The organism is Exiguobacterium sp. s142 (genome assembly GCF_018618455.1).
Classification (GTDB): Bacteria; Bacillota; Bacilli; order Exiguobacteriales; family Exiguobacteriaceae; genus Exiguobacterium; species Exiguobacterium aurantiacum_A.
This window is the reverse complement of record NZ_JACSMB010000015.1, coordinates 14,335-26,419: the sequence shown is the minus strand read 5'-3', so window position 1 is coordinate 26,419 and position 12,085 is coordinate 14,335. Positions and strand designations below refer to the sequence as shown.

General features: G+C 48.4%; 10 protein-coding genes. 5 read left to right on the top strand and 5 right to left on the bottom strand.

Translation table 11 applies throughout. From position 1 onward, the window contains the following. Nucleotides 1-2: 2 nt before the first annotated feature. From KNP77_RS12415 to KNP77_RS12395, 5 genes are all read right to left on the bottom strand, one after another. Entirely contained in the window at nucleotides 3-929 is a 927-nt protein-coding gene (locus KNP77_RS12415; RefSeq protein WP_214891063.1) for a glycosyltransferase family 2 protein, read from the bottom strand. Further along, complete coding sequence (locus tag KNP77_RS12410) at nucleotides 926-2,143, bottom strand: glycosyltransferase (protein WP_214891061.1); 1,218 nt, start codon at nucleotides 2,141-2,143, stop codon at nucleotides 926-928. The genes KNP77_RS12415 and KNP77_RS12410 overlap by 4 nt, the downstream gene beginning before the upstream one ends. 10 nt (nucleotides 2,144-2,153) lie before the next feature. Then, the gene (locus KNP77_RS12405) at nucleotides 2,154-2,849 is read right to left on the bottom strand and encodes a CpsD/CapB family tyrosine-protein kinase (RefSeq protein WP_131504541.1); all 696 of its coding nucleotides are present in this window, start codon (nucleotides 2,847-2,849) and stop codon (nucleotides 2,154-2,156) included. After that, nucleotides 2,815-3,573, bottom strand: a complete 759-nt coding sequence (locus KNP77_RS12400; RefSeq protein WP_131470129.1) for a YveK family protein — start codon at nucleotides 3,571-3,573, stop codon at nucleotides 2,815-2,817. The genes KNP77_RS12405 and KNP77_RS12400 overlap by 35 nt, the downstream gene beginning before the upstream one ends. Nucleotides 3,574-3,779: 206 nt before the next feature. Beyond that, nucleotides 3,780-4,235 carry a hypothetical protein gene (locus KNP77_RS12395; protein ID WP_214891059.1) on the bottom strand — a complete coding sequence of 152 codons (456 nt, stop codon included), beginning with the start codon at nucleotides 4,233-4,235 and terminating at the stop codon, nucleotides 3,780-3,782. A gap of 222 nt (nucleotides 4,236-4,457) precedes the next feature. Between KNP77_RS12395 and KNP77_RS12390 the strand changes: the two genes are divergently transcribed. Genes KNP77_RS12390 through pelG form a run of 5 tightly spaced genes read left to right on the top strand, consistent with a single transcriptional unit; the run spans nucleotide 4,458 to nucleotide 11,961 of the window. Further along, nucleotides 4,458-6,596, top strand: coding sequence for an NAD-dependent epimerase/dehydratase family protein (locus tag KNP77_RS12390; RefSeq protein ID WP_214891057.1), 2,139 nt, complete (start codon nucleotides 4,458-4,460; stop codon nucleotides 6,594-6,596). Further along, entirely contained in the window at nucleotides 6,586-7,455 is an 870-nt protein-coding gene (locus KNP77_RS12385; RefSeq protein WP_161567610.1) for a bacterial transcriptional activator domain-containing protein, read from the top strand. The genes KNP77_RS12390 and KNP77_RS12385 overlap by 11 nt, the downstream gene beginning before the upstream one ends. Next, nucleotides 7,456-9,126: a DUF2194 domain-containing protein gene (locus KNP77_RS12380; RefSeq protein ID WP_214891055.1), complete on the top strand. Its 1,671-nt coding sequence runs from the start codon at nucleotides 7,456-7,458 to the stop codon at nucleotides 9,124-9,126. Next, nucleotides 9,123-10,562 carry a GT4 family glycosyltransferase PelF gene (pelF, locus tag KNP77_RS12375; protein WP_214891053.1) on the top strand — a complete coding sequence of 480 codons (1,440 nt, stop codon included), beginning with the start codon at nucleotides 9,123-9,125 and terminating at the stop codon, nucleotides 10,560-10,562. The genes KNP77_RS12380 and pelF overlap by 4 nt, the downstream gene beginning before the upstream one ends. After that, complete coding sequence (pelG, locus tag KNP77_RS12370) at nucleotides 10,525-11,961, top strand: exopolysaccharide Pel transporter PelG (RefSeq protein WP_214891051.1); 1,437 nt, start codon at nucleotides 10,525-10,527, stop codon at nucleotides 11,959-11,961. Before pelF ends, pelG begins: the two co-directional genes overlap by 38 nt. The last annotated feature ends 124 nt before the right edge of the window (nucleotides 11,962-12,085 follow it).

Below are 12,085 nucleotides of genomic sequence, written 5' to 3'. Positions count from 1 at the left end.
TTCTAACGATAGATGAGGTTCGTGACGCCCCGATAGAGCGACAGCAAGTTCGAGATCAACAGTCCGTTGAACCGCAGACGCCCATGTTCGAACGGACTGAAATAGTCACGCACGTCCCGGGTCGCGAGATACGCTTCACGCACCGCCGCCGCGTCTTCTTTGAACGTATGGCGCAAGATGATCGGGATGAGCGTACCCGCGTCCGGACGGCGCTCGACGTCAAGGAGTAACTGGCTGAGATAGCGGTCCGACTCTATTTCGGCGCGGTGGGCAATCTTTTTCGTCTGTTGGGCCCCGTGAATCCGGGACAGAACGAGCGGCTCATCCGTCAAATAGTAGTCAAACCCTTCAAGCGCGAGCCCGATCCAACACATCCAATCTTGGATGAACCGGTCATCCTCCGAGAAGCGCCGCGCTGCGAACGCCGCGCGCGGGATGAGGAGCGCACAACCGTTCAGGCTCGACGTCAACATCAAGTGACGGAACATATCACCCGCTTCATACAACCCGGTGAACTTGCGCTGGTAACGTCGGATCGGGGCCCCGTGTTCGTCGATGAAGCGGGTGCCGGTGACGAGGATCGTCCGTGACGGGTCGAGTCTTTCCCGCTCGAGCGTCTCGAGCTGCGTCTCGATCTTCCGCGGGGCGTACAAGTCGTCGTGGCTGAGCCAAGAGAAGAAGTCACCGCGCATCTCGTCGATCCCACGGTTGAGCGCGCTCGAGACGCCGCCGTTCACTTGCTCGATGTAGCGGATTTGGTCGCCGTAGGTCTTGGCGACGGTGGCCGTCTTCCCTCCGTCGGTCGAGCCGTCGTTGACGACGATGATTTCGATGTGTGTATACGTCTGGGCCAGGGCGCTGTCGATACATTCGGCCAAATAGTTGCTCCCGTTGTACACCGGGATGACGATCGAGACGAGTGGTTTCATAGAATATTCCTCACTTTCTCGTGTCGGAGCGTCGCATAGACGTCCAAGTAGTCGATGGCGCGGTCACGGAGCGCAAAATTCGTCCGGGCATGGGTGACGCACGCATCTTTGTACGACCGTTTGCCACGGGCAAAGATGCGCTCGATCCCGTAATTCAAATCGGTAAGTCCCCGTGTCGCGACGACGACACCCGTATCGTCGGTGACGAGTTCCGGGCTCGCGGTTGCGTCCAAGACGAGCACCGGCGTCCCGCACGCCATCGCCTCGACCGTGACGTTGCCGAACGACTCCTGTTCCGATAAGTTGAGGAACACGTCGGCGAGCGCGTAGTAGCGGGCGAGCTCACGGGCGTCGTTCGTCTCGTTGACGTGGATGACGTTGTCCGGGAGCTCTGTGTCGTCAAGCCGGCCGATCAAGAGAAAGGCGTCGTTCGGACGTGCCGCCGCGAGGTCGAGGAAGGCACCGAGCCCTTTCGCCTCACTCCACGTGCTCGCGACACCGAGCAGCACCATCTTGTCGGCCAACTGAAGCCGTGCCCGGAGCTCGGTCGCGTCGACCGGACGAAACACGTCGAGGTCGACCCAGTTATGAATCCGGCGCAATACGGCAGCGTGTCGGAGGAACGAAAAGCGCGCCTCGGTCGTGATCCAGTCGGAGACCCCGACGACGGCGAGACGCGGAATCGCCGTCAACCAGCGACGCTTGTCGTCGAGCATCTCGCTCGTCCGGTCGAACAGCCAGCTCGGGATATCGTCCCGAAGTTGCGGGCAGTCGCCGCAGCCGTGTTGCCACTTGTTGCACCCGACCGTCGTGTAATGCGTGCATTTGCCGGTGAAGAACCAGCAGTCATGGAGCGTCAACACGGTCGGGATATCGCGTGCGGCCAAGTATTCGAACAACGTCCTGAGATGAACGTAGTTGGCATGCAAGTTATGGAGATGGACGACGTCCGGAGCGTAGCGCTCGATGTCACGGACCAAATTCTCCGTCGCAAATCGTGAGGCGTAGCCTTGCCGTCCGGTGAGCCGGGCGTGCAGCGCGTGCAGCTTCACGTCTACGGGATCGCCGATGACGTAACTCGCCTCGGTGACCGGTCCCGTCGAGTGGGCGACACGCGTCTCGTGTCCGCAGTCGTGATGGACAGATGCGAGTTCTTTACAGATTCGTCCAGTGCTCTTCACGTCGTTGATCGCGTTAATATGGAGAATCTTCATCGTCGCCACCTCACTCGTACGCGTAATACTTATGCCGTCCGCTCTTCCGCTTGTTCAAGACGAGGCCGAGCATATGCGTCCCGGTCCGCTCGAGCTGTTCTTTCGCTTTCACGACGAGTTGGCGCTCCGAATTTTCACAGCTGATGACAAGGATCGTGCCGTCGGCGATTTTTGCGAGCAGACGGGCGTCCGCCACTTGCATCATCGGCGGCGCGTCGAGGATGACGATATCGTATTGCCGGCGCACCTCGTCGAGCAGTTCGACCATCTGGTCAGAAGCGATGAGCTCGGTCGGATTCGGCGGAATCGGTCCGGCGGTTAGGAGCGACAATCGCTCGACACCTGTCTTTTGAATGGCCCGCTCGAGCAAGATCCGTCCGACGAGAATCGTCGATAGCCCGGCTTGGGACGAGAGGTTGAACGTGAACTGCGCCGTCGGTTTACGAAGGTCACAGTCGATGAGGAGGACGCGCTTTCCGAGCTGCGCATAGACGACGGCAAGGTTCGCCGCGGTCGTAGACTTCCCTTCCCCGGTCGAGGCCGATGTGACGTTGATCATCTGTAGCTTCTGACCGATCGACGTGAACTCGAGGTTCGTCCGGATCGTCCGATACTGCTCCGAGATCGGCGACTTCGGATTGGCGAGCGTGATCAAATCACGCTGCCCGTAATCAGGAAGATTGTCGTTCTTTTTTCTCAGAAACATGAGGGACCTCTCCTTTCCCTTTAGGGGTGTTCGTTTTTATTTTTTTCGGTTTCATGTCACGCCGTTCGATGACCGGCACCGACCCGATGACGGGAAGGTCTAAGAGCCGTTCCGCCTCTTGTTCGTTTTGGATCCGTTTGTCGAACACGTAGCGTAAGAGACCGATCAGCCCGCCGAAGAACAAGCCGACGAACATACCGATTATTGTATTGACGAGGATGTTTGGTGAGATCGGGGTGAGCGGCACTTCAGCCGGCGACAAGATGCGGACGTTGTCGATGTTCATCAAGTCCGGGATCTCGTCCGCGAACACTTCGCTGATGACGTTCGCCGTCTCGGCCGCCACCGCCGCGTCCGTATGGGTGATGACGACGCTGATGACTTGTGACTCTTCCTCACTCTCGACCGTGAGCACGTCACTGATCGGGTCTGGCGCGTTCGGGACGCGCTCTGTCACTTCGTTCAAGATGGCCGGGCTTTTCATGATGACCCGGTACGTATTGACGAGCGAGAGCGACGAGAGCACTTCCGAGCTGTCGACGCGGTCGCCTTCTTGTTCGGTCACTAAGAGCACTTGCGTCGAGGCCTCGTACGTCGGTTGGATGAACGCCGTGCTCACATAATAAGCAGCGAGCCCGCCGAGCAGGATGAACGGTACGAGTAACCACTTGCTTTTCTTAAGTACCTCGACGAGATCACCGACGATCGTCGTTTGCTGATTCATACATGTTTCCCTCCCTACAGACAGAATGGACGACAGAAATAAGGCATGAGCCTACCGTAATACGTTCTTTCCCTGTTCATCTTGACAATCGGAGGGAATCATTTATCATTTTTTCGCAACATCATGTCATGTTGCCGTTCCGTTTCGTTCTTTGTCTTTTTAGGAACTTGGACCTAAAAAAGACCGCCTCGCGAGGAGACGGTCGGTCAGTTCAGTTCGCGATGCAGTTCGCGGTCGGTGATATAGTCGGGTTCGAGTTTTAGGATGTTGCGGTCGAAGGCGCGTTGCAGGGCGAACATGCCAAGTAACAGGACGCCGAGCGCTAGAAAGAACGACGTCCCCGGCGAGCCGGTTTCAAACCACCCAAGCAACGCGTACAAGACAAGGAGGCCAAACAGCGTCAGCCAAAACGGGAAGCGGATGAGCCGTTGATACGTCGCGTCATCGTTGAATGTACTCCGGATTGTCCCGAGTTTCCATTCACGCACGAGCAGCGGGACGACGCCGAGAAACCCGAGTCCGATGAGGAGCGGTTGTGAGAGGTCGACCGTTCGCAGGAACGTGCTCGTCAGGAAGATGGAACCGGCTCCGATCATAATCGCTTTTGCTTTGCCTTGCCGTGCGTAGTCGACGAGGCGGCGGATATGTTGTTCGCGTTTCATAGGTCAGCGCTCCTTTGATTAATTGATACATAACATACGAGCAGAATATAGAATACGTTTCAATCTAAAGTTGAAGAATCTGAAAATGCAATTTAAATTCTACATTTCCCGACTTTTTCGGAGAACACATTGTCCTTTCTTTGATTTTAGGTAAATGCAACATCCGTCAATTATAATATTGTTTACGTATTTCTTATTTTCAAATTATGAAGGGGCTAGAAGATGAACATATTAATTACAGGCGGTTATGGATTTATCGGCAGTACCCTAGCTGAACGTTTTTTCAAAGAAGGTCATCACATACATATTCTTGATAATCTATCTACTGGAACGAAAGCAAACATCGACTTCAAACATCGATACTTGATTGCAAATACGTCCGATTCGAAGTGCGAAACATTTTTTAAAACGTACTCCTTCGATGTCGTGATTCATTGTGCCACGTCAAATCAACATTCACATCCAATTCACCCTGTTCAATCGAACGTGAATGGTCTCCTTAATATATTGACACTTTCAAAAAAGTATCAGGTGAAACAATTCATTTACTGTTCGACCTCAGAGGTATATGGAAATCAGAGTGAGATACCCGTCGTAGAGGCTGCAATCCCGGCTCCAAACTCACCATTCGCACTCGACCAACTTCACGGTGAAGCTTACTGTCAACAGTGGTCCGAATTATATGGTCTTTCGACACTTGTGTTTCGAATTGCCTGCGTTTACGGACCAAAACAACATACTAGTCAAGACAGCACACTCATCACTAGTTTAACCACTTCCATTTCAAACGGTACAAATGTCAACGTAAACGGGAGTCCTGAATGGGCCCATGACTTCATTTTTTCAGGTGATGTGGCCGATGCTATGTATCGAGGTGTCATGAGTCAACTAACCGGTATTTACAACCTATCATCTAATACTCAAACCTCCCTGTACCATTTATGTGAACTTGTCGGTCTGAGTGAAGTGACATACAGCCATCCCCCGAAGGCTCACACGCTTCAGCTTGAAAATCGTAAACTCAAAACAGATTTGGATTGGGTTCCAAAGTACACTATTGAAGAAGGCATAAATACAACCCTTTCCTACTATGAAAAACATGATGTAATACCCCCTGTCACAATTGATAAAAAATCGACAGTATTCGGTACCCTCTTCTCGCACCCATTCATTCAAATTGCCGAAAACCTGACCCTGTTTTTAATCTTTTTTATGTTTTCTTTCATTATGACACCTGTGGTAGACACCCCAGATTACTGGTTTATTTATATTTTATTGGCAGCCTTACTGTTTGGAAAAACACAGTCTCTCGTCGCTTCTATTTTAGCGGTGGGTGTCCAATTTTATGACCATGCTGCGACTGGCCGAAATATTCTTTCTTTGTTCGTCGACAACTCGATTCTCGCGGTATTTACGATTTACCTATTAGTTGGACTGATTGTGAGTTATGTCATGGAACGTCGAAAAATTGAAATCCAGTTCTTAAAAGACGAGTTAGCCGCAACGAGTGAACGGCACCACTTCTTAAATGAGATTTATGAAGAGACACTCGATATCAAAAATCAATTGCACCAACAAATCATTCATTCAGAAGATAGTATCGGAAGTGTTTACGAAGCGACACGCGCACTTGACAGCTTAGAACCCGAAGGATTGTTTGTCGGATCGATCTCGGTACTTGAAAAAACATTGAAGGCTGAACATTTCGCCATCTATTTAGTGAATCAATCTGCTTTTGCGCGATTAGCCGCCAAATCGGCCGATCCTGCATTTTCACCTAAAAACTCACTGGACCTTGAAGAACATTCTCTAGTGAACGAAGTCATGCAATCAAAAGAGATTGTCTTTAATAAAGCTCTCTCGCCAGAAGACGCTATGTTCGGTGCACCGTTGCTCCGTCAAGGTGAAATCTTCGCAGTGGTTTTATGCTATCAGGTCCCGTTCCAAAACTTGACGTTGTCGTATCGAAACTTGATTGATGTTATGACACGCTTGATCAATTCATCGCTTGATCGTTCATTTGGCTATATTGATGCCGTCCAGCTTGATCGGTATGTCAGAAATACGAACGCATTGAAGCAAGATTATTTCGAACGGATCGTCATTCAAAAAGAGCAGGGCAAAATCGAGTTAAATATCCCATACACGTTACTTCACATTCGCAACTCTATAACTGACAATGTCATTCATTCAGTAGACTCAACCTTACGAACGACCGACTATTTAGGGTATCGTGATGACAATGAGCTGTATGCCCTATTATCAAATGCTACAGCGGATGAATCACAAATCGTAATCGAACGTCTGGCTCAGAAATCAATTCATGCAGATGTCGTAGAGGACGTGTCGTATGTTGAGTAACGCATTAATCTTCCACTACGTTTTTACAGTAATCGTCCTTATCATCGTCTTCCTCAAACAGCGAAAAGACTTTATTCCAATGGCGTTCACTCTTATCGCCTTACCCTTTGTCAGCTGGGGAATCCTCTACTACTTGCAACGTTCGAAACACGAGGCGGCAGAACTTCCGGATTGGCTTTTACGCAAAGAAGCTTACGAAGATGTAAGTTTAAGTCTCCCGGATAAATCAAGTGAGACAAATATGATTTCACTACAAGATGCTTTGATTTTAAATACGAATCAAATCAAGCGAAAAACATTGATGAATATCTTGAAAAATGATTTTCTCCAACAAGCACCGATGCTTGCAGCTGCTTTGAAGAGCGAAGACAATGAGACGTCACATTACGCCGCAACCGCGCTTCAACAAGCTAAGACACATCTCTCCAAGCAACTACGTCATTTAGAACGTGAACTCGAAGAGCGACACGAGGACCCACAAGTCATCAAATCATATTTACAAATTTTAAAACAAATTATGGACATGGAATTTTTGGACAGGCGCACCCAAACAAAGTACGCTTACACCTATCTCCATGCACTATCCAATTTGATTGACGTAGATGACCGTACTGAAATTATTTATCATGTGGAACGCATCCAAATGGCTCTTTCGCTTGGTGAATATGCCCATGCGCTTCAAGCGAGTGATTTATTTTTACATCAACATCCCACGAACGAAATTGCCTATTTTGAAGCAATGGCCGTTCACTATGCAATGAAAAATGTAAGTCGAGTCCACGAAATGATTCATCGGCTCCGCTCCTCTGAGATACGTTTATCACCAGATGGACTCAATCAACTACGATTTTGGATATAGGTGAAACCAGTGAAACATGTGTTCAAACTTGAAAAAGGATTATATATTATTGGCATCTTTATCGCCGTGTTAGGCATTCTATTCGTCTTGATTCGATCAGACTATGTGTTGAAGCTACCCTTGTTTACCGAGTCGTCTGTTAGTGCGATTCGCACCCACTCGATTGACCCTACTAAAGACGGGGCAATCGATTCGTTTTTGATTATCGATAGTAAAAAAGAAACGCGTCTCAGCGCCTCTCTTCAAACACGACTTGAAGGCATCGGCAAACGTGTGACCGTGTCCTCGATTGAAAAGCTGACCAGTCTAACAGAAGCCACGGCCGTCATCATTGCGACAGAGCGGCTCGACTTGTTACGTGACCGAGACATCATCTTGAATTACGTAGCCCAAGGGGGGACTGTCTTTTTTGCGACGAGACCTTCTCCAAGTCCCCGCTTCATGGAGATGTACCGCCATGTCGGTTTGATTGAGGTCGGTAATTTCGTCGAGACAACTGGGATTGAATTAATGAATCCGTTTTTCGGCGCCTCGGACTATCAAACGTTCGATGCCGAAGAGCTCATTAATTCTTCCTTATCCGTTCGCCTTGATCCAAGCGCAACACTGCTTGCACGTTCGAGCCAAGACGTTCCACTGCTGTGGCAAACTGATTATGAAGCAGGTCGTTTTGTCTTCTTCAATGGGACAATGATGGAAGACCCTTCGGAGCACGCTTTGTTCTTCGTCGGTCTGACTGAAACAGACCCGATGCTACGCCCCGTCTTGAATTCGAAGATTACGACATTACACGGCTTCCCGTTCCATAGTTCGGACGAAAAAAACATCTCGTCATCCATGACAGATCGCGACTATTATCGGAATATCTTTTGGGCAGAATTACAACGGATTGAAGCCAAATATGATTTGAACTATGTGATGGCTACAGCGAGCCCTTCTTTGAATCCACAACTTGAGACGTCCGCTTATTCCGAGGATTTGGCACTCTATGGACGTGAGACGTTACGTTCTGGTGGTGAGGTCGCCATCATCTCGGTTCCAGAAAAACAACAAAAAAACTGGTACAAGGCAAACCGTCAACAACTGCAGTATGCGCTTCCAGGCCTCACTGTCAAAACCGTTCTCGTTTCTTCACCGCTCGACGAGACACCACTCAACAAATCATTTTCAGATGTGACTGTCACTCTAGGGGGCACCCGATTTCCTACTGGCCAAACGAATCGATTACGACTCCCCTCTTCTCCAAGTGACTTTACAAACATTGACTTGACGAAGTGGTATGAGTTTAATGAGCTCGTTTCGAGCGGTCTCGTGTCCACCCAAGTAACGCCTCAAACCGTCACGTCAGAAGAAGACGGCGAACGATTCCTGTCTTCTTTTAAAAAAAGTCAGGAGATGCAACAACGTGAAGTACCGTGGCTTCGCACCATGAAAGCGTCAGATACTGTAGAAAATCACCATTTCTTTAATGGATCGATTTATACGAAACAGACGGGTGATACGTACACGTTCACGCTTGATGAGAGCTCAGGCGACACATTCTTTTATTTCACGACACCAACCCCTGTCGCCGATTACGAAGATTGTCAGCTCGAATCGATTGGTCCAGGTCTATACCTCGTGAAGTCTGAGTCGTTATCGTTCACGATTCAATTGGAGGAAACTATATGAAAATCTGTCTGATTTCAGAAGGGGCATATCCACACGTCACAGGTGGTGTATCAAGCTGGATTCAATCCATCATTACGGAAATGCCCGAACACGAATTCATCGTTTATTCGATTTCCGCCAAAGAACTAAAAGGCGTGAAACCCAAATATACGCTACCATCAAATTTGATTGAACTGAGAGAGATTCACCTTGGAGATTATTTAGATCAAACCATCGTGACAGGAAAGCGGTACAAGTTGACCGAGACCGAACGGTTGGCCTTCCTCTCGCTCATGTCCAATCGTCAGACCGATTGGGACGTATTATTTAACTTCTTTACGAGTGGTCGAATCGACTCGGTTATGAACTTTTTAGGAAGCAAAGATTTTTATGATATCGCCACCATTCTGTGTGAAAAACGTTTCATGCAAGTTCCATTCACGGACATGTTTTGGGCGCTACGTTCGATGTTGTTGCCGCTCTTCGTCTGCATCGATCAAAAAGTGCCAGTTGCCGACGTCTATCATAGCGTGTCGACAGGGTACGCCGGCGTCTTAGGGGCACTTGCGAAGTATCAGTATGGAAAACCGTTGATTCTCACGGAACATGGGATTTATACACGTGAACGTGAAGAGGAAATCATCAAGTCCTCATGGATCAAAGGGTATTTCAAGGATGTTTGGATTGATTACTTCTATAGTTTATCCAACTGCGCCTATCAATACGCCGATGACATCAGTACATTGTTCGAAGGGAATCGCGAGATCCAATTGGAACTCGGTTGCCCCCCAAACAAGACGTTCCTCATTCCAAACGGCATCGATGTCACACGATTTTCACCAGAGCTCCGAACGAAGCGACCCGGGATTCACATTGGGGCGATCGTACGTGTCGTCCCAATCAAAGACATTAAAACGATGTTACAGGCGTTCGCGATCGTACAGGAGACGTTCCCTGACTCCAATTTTTATATTATCGGCCCCCTGGACGAGGATGAAGATTACTATGACGAGTGCCTCGACTTAATCGACACACTTGATTTACAAAACGTACATTTCACTGGACCTGTCAACGTCACGGACTACTTGACATTCATGGACATTCTTGTCCTCTCAAGCATTAGTGAAGGACAACCTCTTGTGATTTTAGAGGGGCTTGCTATGGAGATTCCATTTGTCTCGACTGACGTCGGAGGTTGCCGTGAACTGTTAGAAGGACCTGAAGATCACTACGGTCCAGCCGGCGTAATTGTCCCTGTCATGCATTTCCATCTGCTGGCGTTAGAAATCATAAAGTTAGTCGAGCGCCCGGAATTGAGGATGACGTATGGACAAAATGGACGGGGGCGCGTCGTCAATCGTTACACTCTTCACATGATGATTGACCGTTATAAGTCTTATTACGAGAAAGGAGAACGTCATGGCCGGAATCGGATTTCAACTGAAGCGTCTGTATGACCAATCTAGTTTTTTCGGCCAACTTCGTGCCTATGGATATTCCTCGATCACTGCGGTCGGTCCCATGTTTTTATCCATTCTATTAATCACAGCATCACGCGAGTGGCTCCTATTTTTAGACGTCGCCGCCACAGAGATTAACATCTATATGGCAGCGGTCCAATATACATTCATCTTCTCTCAATTGTTGACCGGCGGCTTTTTGTTCACGATTTCTCGGTTCGTAGCCGATCAGACGTTTTTAGAAAAAGAAGAGCACGTATTATCGTCTTTATATGGACTCATCAGTCTGGTCGTCTTAATCGGGTTTGTGATGACGATTGTGTTCTATGCTGGGTCCCCGCTACCTTTCAGCTATAAGCTCGTGACGTATTTATATTTCACTCAGCTTTCTGTTATTTGGATTTTATCGATGTATGTATCCGCTCTAAAAGACTATAAAAAAATCGTCAAGAGCTATTTACTCGGAACGATTATCTCGGCATTTTTCATTTGGCTATTAACGGGACCACTCGATTCGCCGACGTCGACCTCGGTCTTCATCGGACTGAACATCGGCTTTTTTATCATATTGATTCGGTTATTCCGGGATGTCCATAATTACTTTCAAGTGAACGACCGTAATTACTTTTACTTCCTCGTCTATCTCGAGAAGTACCCGCTCCTGTTTTTGATTGGTGTCGCGTATTACTTCGGTTTATACGGACATAACTTGGCTACTTGGTTTGGAGACCGGGCCATCGTTGTCGGGGAAACCTTCTTAATGGCGCCTTATTATGACACCCCGGTGTTTTATGCCTATTTGAGCGTCTTGCCTTCTCTCGTGTTATTTATGGTGACACTCGAGACGACTTTTTATACGACGTATAAAAAGTACTACGGTCGGATTTTGAACGGATATCCGTTCAAAGACATTCAGAATGCAAAACGAGAGATGTATCGAACACTCGGTTCCGAGCTCTTGTTTATGGCTCAAGTCCAAATGTTAATTACGTTCATTTTCTTATTTTTAGGTGTGCGCCTCCTTCCTTTCCTAGGAATGACGCAAAATCAAATCGATATTTATATTATCGTGGTACTCGGTAGTTGGTTCCTCAGTATGATCATCACGTTCTTCTTGATTTTGCTCTACTTTGATGAACGTCGCGCTGCCATCAATCTGACTGGATTTTATGCGATAGCGAGTTTCATGGCTACCCTGTTGTTTGTACTCGGTTTCGATATGTACGGAGTCGGGATGTTCCTTTCCTCCGTTCTCGGGTTTCTATGGGGCGGCCGTCTGCTCGTCCGAAGCTTAAATGACATCGACTACACCACGTTCTGTTCCCAGCCGATTGTTTATCAAGAAATCACGACGAAAACCGAACGATTCTTACGACGAATCGGCAGCCTGTCATGAAAGAAGGAGTTAATTAATGAAACGGGTGCCTTATCCTAAAACGATACTCAGTATCATATGTTTATTTTTTGTTTTGCTTGGACTTCAAGCCATTCTAAAGTCTCCTTCAACGTCGACATCAGCT

Coding starts and splice junctions, on each gene's coding strand:
- KNP77_RS12415 (WP_214891063.1), bottom strand. CDS start 929: ATGAAACCACTCGTCTCGATCGTCATCCCGGTGTACAACGGGAGCAAC.
- KNP77_RS12410 (WP_214891061.1), bottom strand. CDS start 2,143: ATGAAGATTCTCCATATTAACGCGATCAACGACGTGAAGAGCACTGGA.
- KNP77_RS12405 (WP_131504541.1), bottom strand. CDS start 2,849: ATGTTTCTGAGAAAAAAGAACGACAATCTTCCTGATTACGGGCAGCGT.
- KNP77_RS12400 (WP_131470129.1), bottom strand. CDS start 3,573: ATGAATCAGCAAACGACGATCGTCGGTGATCTCGTCGAGGTACTTAAG.
- KNP77_RS12395 (WP_214891059.1), bottom strand. CDS start 4,235: ATGAAACGCGAACAACATATCCGCCGCCTCGTCGACTACGCACGGCAA.
- KNP77_RS12390 (WP_214891057.1), top strand. CDS start 4,458: ATGAACATATTAATTACAGGCGGTTATGGATTTATCGGCAGTACCCTA.
- KNP77_RS12385 (WP_161567610.1), top strand. CDS start 6,586: ATGTTGAGTAACGCATTAATCTTCCACTACGTTTTTACAGTAATCGTC.
- pelF (WP_214891053.1), top strand. CDS start 9,123: ATGAAAATCTGTCTGATTTCAGAAGGGGCATATCCACACGTCACAGGT.
- pelG (WP_214891051.1), top strand. CDS start 10,525: ATGGCCGGAATCGGATTTCAACTGAAGCGTCTGTATGACCAATCTAGT.